Source organism: Shewanella sp. SR44-4, from assembly GCF_014163715.1.
In the GTDB taxonomy this organism is placed as follows: Bacteria; Pseudomonadota; Gammaproteobacteria; order Enterobacterales; family Shewanellaceae; genus Shewanella.
Map to the genome: position 1 here is coordinate 131,011 of NZ_JACJDU010000001.1, position 15,996 is coordinate 147,006.

Sequence of the window (15,996 nt, forward strand, 5' to 3'; positions counted from 1 at the left end):
ATCTTAGATGTGTGTTTTCACTATGATCTGGTTCTAATTTTTCGCTATAATGAGCACCGCCTCAAACTATGATTTTAGCGTTTCACCATTTTGGGTCGCTAAAGTATTGAAATATAAAAATTCCAACACCCTCTGGGAGATAAGTGGATGAGCAATGCGCCAGTCGATACCGGACGTCGCAGATTCCTGACAGCTGCAACCGCCGTAGTAGGTGGTGCTGGTGCCGTCGCTGTAGCGGTTCCTTTCATCAAGTCATGGAATCCGAGCGCCAAAGCGAAAGCTGCAGGTGCGCCGGTCGAAGTAAATATTAGTAAAGTAGAACCAGGTCAGTTAATTCGTGTCGAATGGCGCGGAAAACCGGTTTGGGTCGTTCGTCGTACAGAAGCTGTGCTAAATAATCTTAAAACATTAGACAGTCAATTACGCGATCCTGCTTCAGAAGAAATGCAGCAACCAGAATATGCAACTAACCCTGCGCGTTCTATTAAGCCTGAATTTTTTATTGCAGTCGGTATCTGTACTCACTTAGGTTGTTCACCAACTTATCTGCCTGATTCATTCGGTGAGCAGGTTGAAGGTGTAACTTCTGGTTTCTTCTGTCCTTGTCATGGTTCTAAATTTGACATGGCCGGTCGTGTATTCCAGGGTGTTCCAGCACCACTAAACTTAGTGATCCCACCGCACAAATATGTTGATGATGCTAACGTTATCATCGGTGTAGATACAGGAGCGGCGTAATGGTTAAGAATATTATTGATTGGATTGATGCTCGCATCCCAATGACGGCTACATATAACCGTCATGTGGGACAGTATGCGACACCAAAGAACTTTAACTTTTGGTATTTCTTTGGTTCATTAGCGCTATTAGTTTTGGTTAACCAATTGCTGACAGGTATTTGGCTGACCATGAATTACGTACCGACAGCAGAAGGCGCATTTGCTTCTGTTGAATACATCATGCGTGATGTTGATTACGGTTGGTTGCTACGTTACATGCACTCTACAGGTGCATCGGCATTTTTCTTTGTCATCTACATGCACATGTTCCGTGGATTAATATACGGGTCTTATCAAAAACCAAGAGAGCTATTATGGCTGTTTGGTATGTTGATTTTCCTTGTGTTAATGGCAGAAGCATTTATGGGTTACTTACTACCTTGGGGACAAATGTCTTACTGGGGTGCGCAGGTAATTATCTCTTTGTTTGGTGCCATCCCTATTATTGGTGATGACCTAACATTGTGGATCCGTGGTGATTACGTTATTTCAGGTGCAACACTAAACCGTTTCTTCGCCCTGCACGTTATTGCGCTACCACTTGTATTGGTTGTGTTGGTGTTCTTACACCTAATCGCCTTGCATGAAGTGGGCTCAAATAACCCTGATGGTGTTGAGATTAAAAAGAACAAAGATGAGAACGGATGGCCTATTGATGGTATTCCATTCCACCCTTACTACACTGTAAAAGATATTATGGGTGTCGCTGGGTTCTTAATCGTGTTCTGTTATGTGTTGTTCTTCATGCCTGAAGGCGGTGGATATTTCCTAGAAAAGCCAAACTTTGAAGCGGCTAATCCAATGAAAACACCGGAACACATTGCGCCAGTTTGGTACTTCACACCTTTCTATGCCATTTTACGTGCTATCCCTGATAAATTGGTAGGCGTTATTGGTATGGGTCTGTCTATTGCAGTGTTATTCCTACTGCCTTGGCTTGACCGTTGTAAAGTGAAGTCTATTCGCTATCGCAGCATGATCCACAAGATCAACATTGCACAATTTACAGTGTCGTTCATTATTTTAGGATATTTAGGTGTTGTTCCTGCAACTCCTGAGTTAACTATTGCGGCACGTGTATTCACTTTCACTTACTTTGCTTTCTTCGTAGCCTTATGGGTTTACAGTAAGAATGAGAAAACAAAAGAAGTCCCAACGAGGGTGACACACTAATGAAAAAGTTATTAATTGCATTAGTTACATTGCTGCCATCTCTCGCAATGGCCGCCAGTGGACATAGTGTTCACTTAGAAAGTGCTAACGTTGATTTGCATGATAAAGCGTCATTAGAGCGTGGTTTGGATTCATTCCAACATTACTGCTCTGGTTGTCACAGCACTCAATACCAACGTTACGAGCGTGTTGCAACTGATTTAGGCATCTCTAACGATGATATGCGTAACAAGTACATGTTCACCGGTGCAAAAATCGGTGATTTAATGGAAAACGCTATTCCTACTCCAGATGCCGCTAAATGGTTTGGTGCTGCGCCTCCTGATTTAACGTTGGTTGCTCGTGTTCGTGGTGCTGATTGGGTATTTTCATACCTAAAAGGTTTCTACGCAGATGAGACTCGTCCATTTGGTGTGAACAATATAGTGTTCCCAGCAGTGGGTATGCCACACGTATTACAAGACTTACAAGGTCTTGCTACTGTTACGAAAGATGAAGCTGGTAATGTATCTCTTGTAAAAGATAAAGATGGTAATATTGTTACCACGGGTGGCAAATTGACGGCAGAAGAATACGACCAAGTCGTTCGTGATATCACGGGTTTCTTAGTTTATTCTGCCGAACCAGTTCAGCTAGAGCGTGAAGCTTTAGGTTGGTGGGTACTTGGATTCTTGTTTATTTTCTTCATAATTGCGTATTTGTTGAAGAAAGAATACTGGAAAGATGTGCACTAGCCATCAATAACGGTTAATATACATTATCCGCATTTTGTAAACGGGGGGCTTAGCCCCTCGTTTGTTTTGTTTTTTCTAGATTCTGGAGGGTATCAATGGCTGTTGCTGCCAACAAGCGCTCTATCATGACACTTTTTTCTGGTGCCGATGATTTATATAGTCACCAAGTACGTATCGTATTGGCTGAAAAAGGGGTTACCGTTGATGTTTTACAGGTAGACCCAAGTGAGATGCCTGAAGACTTACTTGAAGTAAATCCATACAACTCTGTACCGACTTTAGTTGATCGTGAACTCGTGTTGTACGAATCACGCATTATTATGGAATATTTGGATGAGCGTTTTCCACATCCTCCATTAATGCCTGTATACCCAGTATCTCGCGGCCAAAGCCGTTTAATGATGCACAGAATAGACACCGATTGGTATGCGCTTGTAGAGCGTATCCGTAAAGGTGAAAAGGCTGATGCAGCGCGTAAAGAGTTAATGGAAAGCTTAATTGCTTTAGCGCCAGTATTTGCTGAAATGCCATACTTCATGAGCGAAGAGTTTGGTCTATCTGATTGCTACTTAGGCCCATTATTGTGGCGTCTACCAGTATTAGGCATTCACTTAGATCCGCGTACATCGAAAGATATCAGTGCTTACATGACACGTATTTTTGAACGTGAATCATTTAAGGCATCGCTAACTGAGGCTGAGCGCGAAATGCGCATGGGCATGTAATGAAACCAATAACAGCTAATCGTCCATATTTGTTGCGTGCTTACTATGAGTGGTTGATGGATAACCATTTGACGCCACACGTAGTCGTGGATGCATTTGTTAACGGTACGCAGGTTCCGCAGCAATTTGTCAAAGACGGTCAAATCGTCTTGAATATTGCAACCGGAGCGGTGGCTAATCTTCACATGTCTAATGATGCAGTAGAGTTTAATGCACGTTTTGGTGGTGTACCACAGAATGTGTTTTTGCCTATGGCATCGATCGTGGCCATTTACGCTCGTGAAAACGGTGCTGGTACGGTTTTTGATATGGAAGATGCATATATGATCGAAGGTGAACTTGATGAGTTATCATCTGTACCGCCATCAATGAAATCTGTTGATGACACTTCGACATTGCCACCATCGTCTAAATCGACAAAGCCTGATGATAAAACTAAGCGTAAAAACCATTTAACTGTGGTGAAGTAGCGGTTAGTTAACATTACATAAAACCAGTCGCAAGGCTGGTTTTTTTTAAGCTAAAATTGATGTGCTACAAACATTTATAGCGCAACTGGAACCCATAATGTTGTTGATGATTGATAATTATGATTCTTTTACGTTTAACTTAGTTCAGTACTTCCAAGCTCTTGGGCAAGAGATACTGGTTAAACGTAACGATGAAATCAGCATTGAACAAATTGAAGCTTTAGCACCTACACATTTGATAATCTCTCCCGGTCCATGCACTCCTAATGAAGCGGGTATTTCACTTGCAGCTATTAAACATTTTGCCGGTAAAATTCCTATTCTTGGTGTGTGTTTAGGACATCAAGCTATCGCACAAGTGTTTGGCGTTGATGTTGTGCGTGCCAAGCGTGTTATGCACGGTAAAACCAGTTTGATTGAACATAATCAACAGGGATTATTTCGTCAATTAGCATTACCTCTGCAGGTTACTCGTTATCATTCATTGTTGATTAACCATGTACCTCATGGCTTTAGTCTGGATGCGTGGTTTGATGACCCAATTTATGGCCGTGAAATTATGGCGATGAGCCATGACGCGTTACGTATTTACAGCGTCCAGTTTCATCCTGAATCTATTTTGACTCAGCAAGGCCATGAACTTTTGGATAACTTTTTGCATTTATAAAGCATTTTCGAATTTATATCTTCGGGTTCATTATCACGTATTCTGTTACAACTTCTGCAACTAATCTGGCTAAATTCTCGCGTCTATTTGTGCTATAAATAGCGCTTAAAATAATAAAAGGGATAACCATGACAAGCTTTATGCGAAACTTTGCGGTTAGCGCACTTTCTTTGGCAATGATAAGTGGCTGTGCTGCCACGGCTAAACCTGACGATACAATGGTTATGACAACGCCGAGTGCAACGACATTGACCGTGCCATTTGCACAGCCTCCAAAAGCCCAGCAACCGTTGACACTTAATCAAATTATGGCTAATCCAGATTGGATGGGCATATTTGCTCAAGGAGCTTATTGGAGCGATGACAGTCAGTCGGTATATTTCAGTCGCCAAGCACATCAATCTCCGGTCCGTGATTTTTATCAACAAGCTATTGGACAGTCTGAAGCAAATAAACTAGCACTCAATCAGCTACACCTTGCCGATCAACGTAATGGTTTCTTCGATCAGGCAAAGACTCAAAAAGCCTATATTTATCAAGGTAACGTATTTGTAAAAGATTTATCAAACGGTGAAATAAAGCAACTTACCCGTCAAAACGATGCAATTAATGGCGTACGTTTTTTAAAGGGTGGCGACCTTGCATTCTGGCAAGGTAATAATATTTTTCGTGTGCACCAGTCTAGCGGCCTAGTAGAACAAATTGCCGCGATCCAAATGGAAAACGAACCAAAAGCGACGCAAGAGCCAAGTAGCTTTATTGCTAAGCAACAGCATAGACTTATTCAATATGTTGCCATGGAACATGATAACAGCCTGACGCGTGATCAATACCGCGACTCATTGGCTAAAGCCGATCCCACTTTTTCTGCTAAACCTTGGTATTTAGGTGACGCTGAAGTGGTATCAGAAATGAGTTTGTCGCCAGATGGACGCTACGTAGTATTAGCGTTAACCGATAAAAATTATGATTGGCGTGCAGAACACGACATTATGCCGAATTATTTAGGCCAAGAAGGTTATGTTGACCCTGTACCAGCCCGCTCTCGGGTTGCCGAAGATGTCTTTCCTGGTCAACGTTTAGTGTTACTCGACCTTGTTGACCACAGTAAAAAAGACATTACCATTGAAGGCTTAACGGGTTTTGATGAGGATGTACTGGCGAGCGTTAAAGCTGAAAATGCTCAAGCGAAAGGTAAAACCTATAACAGCGAAAAAGCCCCGCGTTTAGTGCAGTTAATGCAAGATTGGGAATGGAGTCAGAGCGCAATTCAGTGGCATGAGTCTGACGATAAATTATTGGTGATGTTGGAAGCTGTTGACAACAAAGATCGCTGGATCGCCAGTGTTGATCTTCAAAAAGGTAAGCTGATAACCGAACACAGATTACATGATGATGCTTGGGTAAATTATAATTTTAATCAATTTGGCTGGATACCAGGTACAGATAGCATGTACTACTTATCTGAAGAAACAGGGTTTTCACAGTTATATATTAAAACCGCAGCAGGTAAGGTATCGGCATTAACCAATGGCAAATTTGTGGTTGATAATGTGACTTTATCACCCGATGCAAAACATCTTTATTATCGTGCCAATAAAGACCACCCAGGTAGCTATAATGTTTACCGTGTTGAGATTGCCAGTGGTAAGTCAGAGCAATTGACCCAGAGGTTAGGTACATTGGATTACAGTTTAAGCCCTGATGGACAATCACTATTATTAACCGCTTCGTCTGCGATTCATCCAGATGAGTTATATATTCAACCTATTGGCGGCGACATAAGCCAATTAACCGATTATACCAGTACAGCATTTAAACAATATCCATGGCAAGTACCACAAGTTGTCGCGCTAGCTTCAACTCATGGCGCTGAGCCAATTTATGCACGAGTTTATTTGCCGCAAGGTTATGATGCTAAGCAAGCTGAAAAATATCCAGCAGTGATGTTTAACCATGGTGCGGGTTATTTACAAAATGCCCATTATGGCTTTTCGGGTTACTTCCGTGAATTTATGTTCAATAACTTACTCACACAACAAGGTTACGTGGTAATGGACATGGATTATCGAGGCTCGAAAGGCTATGGACGTGATTGGCGTACGTCCGTTTATCGTAATATGGGCCATCCAGAAGTTGAAGATTTGAAAGATGGTGTGGCTTGGATGGCAAGCAATGTTAATGTAGACCCCCAGCGAGTAGGGACTTATGGCGGTTCATACGGCGGATTCCTTACTTTTATGGCGCTGTTTAATGAACCTGAGTTATTCCAAGCAGGGGCCGCATTGCGCCCTGTAGCTGATTGGGCTCATTATAATGCGCCATATACCTCTAATATTTTAAATACGCCTGACGTTGATCCTATCGCTTATGAGCGTAGTTCTCCGATAGAGCATGCTCAAGGTTTACAAAAACCATTACTGATCATGAGTGGTGTGTTAGATGACAACGTGTTTTTCCAAGACAGTGTGCGCATGGTGCAACGGCTTATTGAATTAGAAAAGCCGATGTTTGAAACCGCAATCTATCCTGTCGAGCCGCATGGATTTAAGCAACCTTCTAGTTGGTTAGATCAGTATCGTCGTATTTATAAACTGTTTGAACAAGAGTTGAAGTAATCGGCTCTGAGTTCAAAAAAACAAATAAATATCTATTAAGGCTTCCTTTGTGAAGCCTTAATTTTTATGATTAAGTGATGAAAACAGTAAAAGGTAATGTGAGTGGCAATATCAATAGCAGGTGGCGTTCGGCCCGGAAAAGTCATTGAGATTGAGCGCCGACTCTATAAACAACTTATTGTGGGTAAGCATAAAGCCAATGCAATGCCTGATGAGTTGAACGAAGAGTTAGAAGAGAGTGCCAATAAGCTTGATATTGAGCGCAAAGCATTGAAAGTGCGCCTTGATAAGCAAGCAAAAGAGAAAAATGTGTATTTAGAGGTGTCCGCGCTGTTAACTAATACGGTTAATAATGCGATAGAGCATCAATTAGCTCATCCTCAAATGATATTAGAAGCATCGGCAATTTGTGAAAATCAAATTTTACTGCTCGATCTATTATTACATCCTGACCTGAATATTAATCGACTTCGACCGATTATCGAAAGTATTAGCTGGTTATCACGTGATTTAATCAATTTAATTAATAGTCCAGCATCTCGTCACCGACGGCCTAAACATGGCGATGTTCAAGTGACCGACATAAAGCTGGTGCTTAACTACATTGGTATTGAAAATTTACGTTTGCTGATCCCTTATTTTTGTTTACGTAACTGGTTACCTTCAGGCAATGCTAATTTATTGTGGATAACCCGCAAGCTTTGGCGTTACAGCATGGTCAGTGCCATTGCGGCGCAAACCTTAGCAGAGTTGCATAATGAAAAGCCTGGTTTGGCTTATAGCTGCGCGTTAATGTACCAATTTTCTACCTCGATTATACTGAGCCAAAGTGGACGTATATTTGATAACACTTGGGGGACTTGGTTACGAGAGGCAAGCCATAGTCGAGAAAAACAAGTTTACGATGCCATTATGGCAACGGATTTTCCTGCTGAAGCTGTATTGGGGCAAGTATTACTCCATAGCCATCGATTGAATTGGCAACTGTTGAGTTTACTTAAATTTGATGATTCACCGATCACACAAGTATTGAAAGAGCTCGACCACGATTACCATTTTACAGAGTTGTCTGTCGATGCCGCCATTGTGGCTAAGGCGAGTTGTTATGCCAAAGTGCTTTTGTTAGAAGAGCAACAACAAATCGACCCACAAGAGAAACGCATTATGTTTGATTATTATCAGTTTTCGGCGCAAGAACTGATTCGGCTTAAAGGGCAAAATTTTCGTAAGCTTGATTTACTGTAAATAGCCCTTTTTCTATCAAAAGCGTAAATGTTAAATCTGTGTAATTATTCACTTTTGATGAATAGCTACACAAATTCGAGTCAAATAACTTTTTTATGACTATTTATGCTTCATAACCCCCCAATAAACGCGTTGTTTAGTCATATTTCTCAATCTTTATGCAGAATGCCAATCAGGCCTGCAGAAGTTAATTGTACTGAACTGGTATTTTGATCACATTTTCGCTAATAATGTCGCATAAATAACACAAACTTCCGCTAATGCACTTACAGAATATAAAGCAGACAGCGGAAACAGCGGCTTTCAAGCCGCTTACAACCTGAAGGATGAAATGCAATGAGTGTAGAAATGAATCTAACCCGTGCCCAATTCGATGAAGTTATGGTGCCTAATTATGCGCCTGCCGCTGTTATTCCTGTTCGTGGAGCGGGTAGCCGAGTATGGGATCAAGAAGGTAATGAATTCATCGATTTTGCCGGTGGTATTGCAGTAAATTGTTTAGGTCATTGTCACCCAGCTTTAGTGTCAGCATTAAAAGAGCAAGGCGAAAAATTATGGCATTTATCAAACGTAATGACCAACGAGCCCGCGCTTGAATTAGCGACAAAGTTAGTTAATGCCACATTTGCTGAGCGCGTCTATTTTGCTAACTCAGGTGCTGAAGCGAACGAAGCTGCATTAAAATTAGCTCGTCGTTATGCATTAGATAACCATGGTGCAGATAAAGACCAAATCATCGCATTCGATAAAGCGTTCCATGGCCGTACATTCTTTACTGTAACGGTTGGCGGACAAGCTGCTTATTCAGACGGTTTTGGTCCTAAGCCACAAAGTATTACCCACGTGCCATTTAATGATATCGCTGCACTTGAAGCGGTAATTTCAGACAAGACTTGCGCCATCATGCTTGAACCTCTTCAAGGTGAAGGCGGGATTATCAATGGTGATCCTGAGTTCTTAAAAGCAGTACGTCGTTTAGCAGATAAGCACGACGCATTAGTGATTTTTGATGAAGTACAAACTGGTGTAGGCCGTACTGGTGAGTTATTTGCTTACATGGGTACTGACATCGTGCCAGATATTTTAACCAGTGCCAAAGCGCTAGGCGGTGGCTTCCCTATTGCTGCAATGCTAACCACGGCAAAAATTGCCGCTCATTTAAAAATTGGTACTCACGGTTCTACTTATGGCGGCAATCCATTGGCTTGTGCTGTTGGTAATGCGGTAATGGACGTAGTGAATACCAAAGAAGTACTCGACGGAGTTAAACATCGCGAACAGTTATTCCGTGATGGTTTAGCGGCTATTAACGCCAAATACAACGTATTCAGTGAAGTACGCGGTAAAGGTTTGTTAATTGGTGCGGTATTAAATGAACAGTATGAAGGTCGTAGCCGTGACTTCTTGGTTGCTTCTGTTGCTGAAGGCCTTATGAGTTTGATGGCTGGTGCAAACGTTGTGCGTTTTGCTCCTTCATTAGTGATCCCAGAAGCTGACATCGCAGAAGGCTTATTGCGTTTTGAACGCGCAGTAGCAAAAGTGGTTGCTGGTTAATTAACAAATCAGTGCGGGCCTAGCTTGCACTGATGTGTTTGGGTACGCCTGTTGGGTGAATACGCGTTGAAATGTATTTCAGCGCGATTCGCTTATGGCGCAATGAGGAGATTAAGATGTTAATCATACGTCCTATCCGTGCAAGTGATTACGATGCACTTTATGGTATCGCAGTTGAGTCAGGCCACGGTTTTACATCTTTACCAGTTAACGAAGAGTTACTGCGTTCGAAGATTGCTAGGGCAGAAGCATCTTTTATCAAGCAAATTGATAAACCTTTTGACGAAGGTTATTTAATGGTACTTGAAGATACAAAGACCAATGAAGTTGTCGGCACCTGTGGTATTGAAGCCGCCGTCGGCATGCAAGATGCTTTTTATCATTACCGTTTAGGTACTGAGGTCTATCATTCTCAGCAAATTTCTGTTCGCAATGAAGTTGAAACCCTCACATTATGCCACGACTACACTGGCGCAGCAGAAGTGTGCACTCTGTTTTTAAAAGACGGATATCGCAAAGGCAATAACGGCCGCATGTTATCACGCTCGCGCTTTTTATTATTAGCACAGCATCCTGAACGCTTTGGCGAAACGGTTATTGCTGAAATGCGTGGTGTCAGTGATGAACATGGCGACTCACCGTTTTATGAATGGCTACAAAATCACTTTTTAGGTATCGATTTTGTTGAAGCAGACTACTTGTCTGGTTTAGGCAAAAAAGCCTTTATGGCCGAAATGATGCCGCGAAACCCCGTTTATGTTTGCATGTTGCCTAAAAAAGCCCAAAAAGTGATTGGTGAAGTGCATAAAAACACTAAGCCAGCATTACGTTTATTACAAGCTGAGGGTTTTAAGTTCCGTAATTATGTCGATATTTTTGATGGCGGCCCAACGGTTGAATGTGCACTAGCTGAGATCCGCTCAGTGAAAAAGAGCCGTTTATTGACCGTTTCAGTTGGCAAGATGCCACATGCCGATCATCATTTTATTATCTCCAACACCTCGCTTGCTGATTATCGTGCGTCAGCAGCTAAATTGTTGGTCTCTGATGAACACGATAATGTTGTGCTCAGCCCTGAAATCGCAGCTGGTTTACTGGTGAGCGATGGTGAGCAAATTCGTGTTTTAGCAATGTAGGAGCAAGAAATGACACAATATATTCAAGGTCAGTGGTTAGCTGGCGAAGGTCATGAGATTAATTCAAAAAACCCTGCCAACGGTGACGTAATTTGGCAAGGTAACACGGCTACGGCTACTCAAGTTAATGCAGCTGTAGATGCCGCTCGTGCGGCGCAGTTTGATTGGTTTATGCTGGGGTATGAAGCTCGCTTAGCGATAGTAGAAGCGTATCGTGCACAGTTAGAAGCTAATAAAGCCGAGATCGCAGAAACCATCGCTCAAGAAACGGGTAAGCCACAGTGGGAAACGGCTACTGAAGTGGGCGCTATGATTGGCAAGATCGCATTGTCAGCAAAAGCTCATGACAAACGTACTGGTACTGAAACCAACGATTTACCAGCAGGACGTGCCGTATTACGTCACAAACCTCATGGTGTGGTAGCGGTATTTGGCCCTTATAATTTCCCAGGGCATTTGCCAAACGGTCACATAGTGCCAGCATTATTAGCCGGTAACACCGTGGTATTTAAGCCATCAGAATTAACGCCTAAAGTGGCCGAGCTAATGCTGAAGTGTTGGGACAAAGCCGGTTTACCACAAGGTGTGGTTAACTTAGTGCAGGGTGAAGTTGAAACCGGTAAAGCGTTAGCGTCACATCCACAAATTGACGGTTTATTCTTTACCGGTAGTTCACGTACTGGGCATATTTTACATGAACAATATGCTGGCCTGCCTGGTAAGATTTTAGCCTTAGAAATGGGCGGTAATAATCCGCTTATCGTTAAAGGTGTTACCGATACCAAAGCTGCGGTACATGACATTATTCAGTCTGCTTATATTTCGTCTGGCCAACGTTGCACCTGTGCCCGTCGTTTATATATTGAAGAGGGCGCACAAGGTGATGCGTTAATCGCAGAGCTAGTAAAGGCTATTAAACAAATTAAAGTGGGTGCTTGGAACGTTCAACCACAACCTTTTATGGGCTCGATGATTTCTGAAACCGCTGCACGTGGCATGGTTGCCGCACAAGCAACACTTCAGTCATTAGGTGGTGTTTCATTAGTTGAGTTAGTGCAAGTTGAAGCTGGTACTGGTTTAGTCACTCCAGGCTTAATAGATGTCACTAAAGTCGCTGAGTTACCTGATGAAGAATACTTTGGTCCATTATTGCAATTAGTGCGTTACAGCGATTTTGACCAAGCGATTCATTTGGCCAATGCGACTCGTTATGGTTTATCTGCCGGTTTATTAGCCGATAGCCGTGAAGATTATGATTACTTTTTAGCGCGCATTCGTGCTGGGATTGTTAATTGGAATAAGCAGATTACAGGCGCATCAGGTGCAGCACCGTTTGGTGGCGTTGGCGCATCAGGTAATCATCGTGCAAGTGCATTTTATGCGGCTGATTACTGTGCTTACCCTGTCGCTTCAATGGAAGCTGACTCAGTAAGCTTACCCGCTACTTTAAGCCCTGGTTTATCAATTTAACTGATAAATTCATCGCATGATCCGTGCTGGTGACTTTGTTCACCAGCCTTATTTTAGAAGGATTTAACCATGCATACTGACGTTAATGCTTTATTTGCTGCCTTATGGCAAGACTACATTAAGATGACGCCTTCAGCGGCGAAAATTCATCAGCTATTAGGCCATGGCGCGCCAATCATCAATGACCATATCGCTTTGCGCACCTTTAATATCGCCAAGGTGAATTTAAGCGTATTGGCTAAACACTTTACCTCTATCGGTTATGTCGACAGTGGCGATTATCAGTTTGTGCAGAAAAAACTGATTGCCAAGCACTTTGAACATCCGGATCCAAAGCAGCCGAAGGTGTTTATTTCTGAGCTATTAGTAGAAGAATTTAGCCCTGAGTTGCAAAAGAGCATCCATGGTTTAATCGATCAGGTTGATGAAACGGCAACCACTGCAGATAATTTTATTTATTCTGGTCGTCATTGGGATGTAGATAAAGCAACATACCAAGCCTTACTTGCTGAAAGCGAATATGCTGCTTGGGTTGCTGCATTGGGATATCGTGCCAATCACTTTACGGTTTCAATTAACGATCTGCCTGAGTTTGAGCGTATTGAAGATGTAAACCAAGCCTTAAAGCTGGCTGGGTTTGTGTTAAATAGCTCTGGCGGTGAAATTAAAGGATCGCCAGAAGTCTTGTTAGAGCAATCTTCTACCATGGCGGATAAAGTGGTGGTTAACTTTACTGATGGCGATGTGGAAATCCCAAGTTGTTTCTATGAATTTGCCCGCCGTTATCCAATGGATAATGGTCAGCTTTATACTGGCTTTGTTGCGGCATCAGCTGACAAGATTTTCGAAAGTACCAATGCAATGATGTAACGTTTATGCATGGACAAAAAAAGACCTAATTGAGTGATCAATTAGGTCTTTTTTATTGGTTATTTTAGGCAAAAAAGCTTAGTTGCTCATCAATATACTGATGCTTAGTTGCTCATCAAAATACTGACATTAAGTCCTTGTAATGCCTTACTACGACTAAATTGCAATACAAAACCATATTGGTCGCATATCTCTTTAACAATCGATAAGCCCAATCCGTGGCCAATAGTGGCTTCATCTAGTCGTGTGCCACGAGAGGTTAATAATGCAATTTGCTCCTGCTTTACGCCTCGACCATCGTCCTCGATCTGAATTAATATCTCTCCCGAAGGTAATTCTTCGACGCTGACATTAACCTGTGAATTCGCCCATTTAAAGGCATTATCGAGCAGGTTGCCAAACAGCTCCATACCATCTTCGCGATGTATTGGAATACGACTAATATGTTGTGGGTTAACAATGCTGCCATCAATACTCCGCTGATGATGCACTTTATGTAACGTTTGGATTAAACTATCAAAATCTTTTGGTACCGCCAGTTGTGCTGCGGGTAGCATGTCTCCGGTTATCCTCGCTGCAGCCAATTTACGTTCAATCATTTTATGAACTAAATCTAATTGCTGCTGCATGGCTATAGCGGCATCCGGATGGGTGAGCCCGAGCGCTTCAACTTGTTGCTGCATGACCGCTAATGGGGTTTTTAAGCCATGGCTTAAATTACCCAAGTTATTGCGACTACGTTCAATTTGTTTGGCTGTGTAGTCTAATAACTCATTATAGGTTTCGGCTAACGGGCGGATCTCTGCTGGAATTTGTGAAATGGCTAACGAGGCAATTTCCCCTTCGCGCAATTTAGCCAGCGCCCCTTGGATTTGATTCACCGGTTTAAATGATTGGCGTAAAATGATAAAAATACCGGCAATCATCGCTAATAACATGCCGATATTAATTGCCAGTTTAGTGCCAAATACTTCGCTAAAAACACGCCGTCCAATACTGAGATCTTGGGCGACAGTCAAGGTTGCTGTGTTGTGGCTGTTTGGCGCACCGATGCCGATAGATAACAGCTGCATATCATTGTTTTTTGGCCCTTTAGCCTGCCAAACTCTTTTCTGCTGCGCTTGTAACTGTTCAATCTGTAATTCCGCATCCCACAGTGAACGGGAGCGAATTGTACGGTCGGGCAAATTTAATTGGAAATAACGCCCTGAATAGGCAGGTTTATAAAAACTGGATAGTTGGCTTTGGTCGATAACTATCTCACCATCATCGAGTCTGGTGGCGATAATGATGTGTTCTAAATCTTCTTCAAGACGATTAATAATGGAGTCATGAAAGGCATCTCGCAACATCGACTCAAATAAAAATAAACCTATGAGCGTGGCAATAATGATTAAGCCACTGAGCCATAAGCTTAATTTAAACCGAATTGAAATCATTCAATAATGCCATGGAAGATATAACCCTGACCACGGCGGGTTTCGATAGCGGTTTTACCGAGTTTTTTACGTAAGTGTGTTACGTAAACTTCCACGACATTACTTTCTTTTTCATCATCAAATTGATAAAGCTTGTCTGTAAGCTGCTGTTTCGAAAGAAGCTTCTTTGGTGACATTAAGAAAATTTTCAATAACCTAAATTCCATCGACGTCAGTTCGTATACGTGTCCGCCTACCGTCACTTTTTGCTCATTTTCGTCTAAATTAACCCCGGCATAGCATAGTTGCTTCGACGACGAATTAACCCGCCCATGGGCACGATGGATAAGTGCCTGAATGCGGGCGAGGAGCTCTTGAGTGTGAAAAGGTTTGCCTAAGTAATCATCAGCACCAGCATTAAAACCTTCAACTTTTTCGTGCCACTGACTGCGGGCCGTTAGCATAATGACAGGGGTACTGATGCCACGTTCACGCCATTGAGTCACTAATGACAAGCCATTGCCATCGGGTAAGCCGATATCTAAAATGACACAGTCATAATCTGTTTCTTTCATCAAATAATCGGCTTCAATAGCTTTGTCTGTAACATCCGTAATATAACCAGCTTGCTTGAGTTGTTTTTCAAGTTCAGCAACCAGTAATGGGCTATCTTCAACGAGTAACAGTTTCATGTTTAGTACATTCGCTCGGTAATTGAGTCAATGAGTCCTGCATACCGTTAGCTGCATCTAATTGCAGATTAACAACATGCCCTTGTTTTAGCTTAAATTGTAAATCATAGCGCCACTTATCTTGATGTTGATAAAGCTGGGCGTCGATTAAGTGACCATCACAATACTGCGATAGCCAAGTTAAGTAATCATCTAATGAACGTATATTACCAGAAGATACCAATTTTTGGACGTAGTCATGATCCAGAGGGAGTTCTTTTGCGGGAATATCTTGTTGATTAATGGTGATGGCCATTAAGCTGCTTATTGCTGTAAAGAACAAGCTATTCATGGGCGCTCCAAAATAAAAAAGTGGCGTTCAGAGTATGAACACCACTTTAAGTATCTTGGCTTAAATCAAGCTGAAGCTTATATGATTAAACATAAACATTTTGCTTGATTCGTC

The 15,996-nt window shown here is 42.2% G+C and carries 15 protein-coding genes; 12 read left to right on the forward strand and 3 right to left on the reverse strand.

What is annotated here, in order from left to right; genetic code table 11:
- Positions 1 to 147: 147 nt before the first annotated feature.
- The 12 genes from petA to H5125_RS00650 all read left to right on the forward strand — a co-directional run bounded on the left by petA (position 148) and on the right by H5125_RS00650 (position 13,441).
- Positions 148 to 738 (forward strand): ubiquinol-cytochrome c reductase iron-sulfur subunit, encoded by a 591-nt coding sequence (gene petA, locus H5125_RS00595; RefSeq protein WP_101085240.1) that lies wholly within the window; start codon positions 148 to 150, stop codon positions 736 to 738.
- On the forward strand, positions 738 to 1,952 hold the full coding sequence (locus H5125_RS00600; RefSeq protein WP_101085241.1) for a cytochrome bc complex cytochrome b subunit: 1,215 nt from the start codon (positions 738 to 740) through the stop codon (positions 1,950 to 1,952). The genes petA and H5125_RS00600 overlap by 1 nt, the downstream gene beginning before the upstream one ends.
- On the forward strand, positions 1,952 to 2,686 hold the full coding sequence (locus H5125_RS00605) for a cytochrome c1 (RefSeq protein WP_101085242.1): 735 nt from the start codon (positions 1,952 to 1,954) through the stop codon (positions 2,684 to 2,686). Before H5125_RS00600 ends, H5125_RS00605 begins: the two co-directional genes overlap by 1 nt.
- Positions 2,687 to 2,781: 95 nt before the next feature.
- Positions 2,782 to 3,411 (forward strand): stringent starvation protein SspA, encoded by a 630-nt coding sequence (sspA, locus tag H5125_RS00610; protein WP_011638743.1) that lies wholly within the window; start codon positions 2,782 to 2,784, stop codon positions 3,409 to 3,411.
- Complete coding sequence (locus H5125_RS00615) at positions 3,411 to 3,881, forward strand: ClpXP protease specificity-enhancing factor (protein WP_182743165.1); 471 nt, start codon at positions 3,411 to 3,413, stop codon at positions 3,879 to 3,881. The genes sspA and H5125_RS00615 overlap by 1 nt, the downstream gene beginning before the upstream one ends.
- A 97-nt stretch (positions 3,882 to 3,978) precedes the next feature.
- A complete protein-coding gene (locus tag H5125_RS00620; RefSeq protein WP_101085244.1) occupies positions 3,979 to 4,548 on the forward strand; it encodes an aminodeoxychorismate/anthranilate synthase component II in 570 nt (189 codons plus the stop codon).
- A gap of 128 nt (positions 4,549 to 4,676) precedes the next feature.
- Positions 4,677 to 7,166, forward strand: a complete 2,490-nt coding sequence (locus H5125_RS00625; protein ID WP_182743167.1) for a S9 family peptidase — start codon at positions 4,677 to 4,679, stop codon at positions 7,164 to 7,166.
- A gap of 102 nt (positions 7,167 to 7,268) precedes the next feature.
- Entirely contained in the window at positions 7,269 to 8,411 is a 1,143-nt protein-coding gene (locus H5125_RS00630; RefSeq protein WP_101085246.1) for an HDOD domain-containing protein, read from the forward strand.
- A 336-nt stretch (positions 8,412 to 8,747) separates the two neighbouring features.
- The gene (locus H5125_RS00635; RefSeq protein ID WP_101085247.1) at positions 8,748 to 9,965 is read left to right on the forward strand and encodes an aspartate aminotransferase family protein; all 1,218 of its coding nucleotides are present in this window, start codon (positions 8,748 to 8,750) and stop codon (positions 9,963 to 9,965) included.
- Between the two features lie 116 nt (positions 9,966 to 10,081).
- Positions 10,082 to 11,101, forward strand: coding sequence for an arginine N-succinyltransferase (gene astA / locus H5125_RS00640; protein ID WP_101085248.1), 1,020 nt, complete (start codon positions 10,082 to 10,084; stop codon positions 11,099 to 11,101).
- 9 nt (positions 11,102 to 11,110) lie between these two features.
- The gene (astD, locus tag H5125_RS00645; RefSeq protein ID WP_182743169.1) at positions 11,111 to 12,571 is read left to right on the forward strand and encodes a succinylglutamate-semialdehyde dehydrogenase; all 1,461 of its coding nucleotides are present in this window, start codon (positions 11,111 to 11,113) and stop codon (positions 12,569 to 12,571) included.
- A gap of 69 nt (positions 12,572 to 12,640) precedes the next feature.
- Complete coding sequence (locus H5125_RS00650) at positions 12,641 to 13,441, forward strand: DUF1338 domain-containing protein (protein ID WP_162023868.1); 801 nt, start codon at positions 12,641 to 12,643, stop codon at positions 13,439 to 13,441.
- A 104-nt stretch (positions 13,442 to 13,545) separates the two neighbouring features.
- Here the strand turns inward: H5125_RS00650 and H5125_RS00655 are convergent, their stop codons facing one another.
- The 3 genes from H5125_RS00655 to H5125_RS00665 are packed head-to-tail and all read right to left on the reverse strand — an operon-like array spanning position 13,546 to position 15,882.
- Positions 13,546 to 14,880, reverse strand: coding sequence for an ATP-binding protein (locus tag H5125_RS00655; RefSeq protein ID WP_182743171.1), 1,335 nt, complete (start codon positions 14,878 to 14,880; stop codon positions 13,546 to 13,548).
- Positions 14,877 to 15,551: a response regulator transcription factor gene (locus H5125_RS00660; protein ID WP_101085252.1), complete on the reverse strand. Its 675-nt coding sequence runs from the start codon at positions 15,549 to 15,551 to the stop codon at positions 14,877 to 14,879. The genes H5125_RS00655 and H5125_RS00660 overlap by 4 nt, the downstream gene beginning before the upstream one ends.
- Complete coding sequence (locus tag H5125_RS00665) at positions 15,532 to 15,882, reverse strand: PepSY domain-containing protein (RefSeq protein WP_242445083.1); 351 nt, start codon at positions 15,880 to 15,882, stop codon at positions 15,532 to 15,534. Before H5125_RS00665 ends, H5125_RS00660 begins: the two co-directional genes overlap by 20 nt.
- Between the last annotated feature and the right edge of the window lie 114 nt (positions 15,883 to 15,996).

Coding starts and splice junctions, on each gene's coding strand:
- petA (WP_101085240.1), top strand. CDS start 148: ATGAGCAATGCGCCAGTCGATACCGGACGTCGCAGATTCCTGACAGCT.
- H5125_RS00600 (WP_101085241.1), top strand. CDS start 738: ATGGTTAAGAATATTATTGATTGGATTGATGCTCGCATCCCAATGACG.
- H5125_RS00605 (WP_101085242.1), top strand. CDS start 1,952: ATGAAAAAGTTATTAATTGCATTAGTTACATTGCTGCCATCTCTCGCA.
- sspA (WP_011638743.1), top strand. CDS start 2,782: ATGGCTGTTGCTGCCAACAAGCGCTCTATCATGACACTTTTTTCTGGT.
- H5125_RS00615 (WP_182743165.1), top strand. CDS start 3,411: ATGAAACCAATAACAGCTAATCGTCCATATTTGTTGCGTGCTTACTAT.
- H5125_RS00620 (WP_101085244.1), top strand. CDS start 3,979: ATGTTGTTGATGATTGATAATTATGATTCTTTTACGTTTAACTTAGTT.
- H5125_RS00625 (WP_182743167.1), top strand. CDS start 4,677: ATGACAAGCTTTATGCGAAACTTTGCGGTTAGCGCACTTTCTTTGGCA.
- H5125_RS00635 (WP_101085247.1), top strand. CDS start 8,748: ATGAGTGTAGAAATGAATCTAACCCGTGCCCAATTCGATGAAGTTATG.
- astA (WP_101085248.1), top strand. CDS start 10,082: ATGTTAATCATACGTCCTATCCGTGCAAGTGATTACGATGCACTTTAT.
- astD (WP_182743169.1), top strand. CDS start 11,111: ATGACACAATATATTCAAGGTCAGTGGTTAGCTGGCGAAGGTCATGAG.
- H5125_RS00650 (WP_162023868.1), top strand. CDS start 12,641: ATGCATACTGACGTTAATGCTTTATTTGCTGCCTTATGGCAAGACTAC.
- H5125_RS00655 (WP_182743171.1), bottom strand. CDS start 14,880: ATGATTTCAATTCGGTTTAAATTAAGCTTATGGCTCAGTGGCTTAATC.
- H5125_RS00660 (WP_101085252.1), bottom strand. CDS start 15,551: ATGAAACTGTTACTCGTTGAAGATAGCCCATTACTGGTTGCTGAACTT.
- H5125_RS00665 (WP_242445083.1), bottom strand. CDS start 15,882: ATGAATAGCTTGTTCTTTACAGCAATAAGCAGCTTAATGGCCATCACC.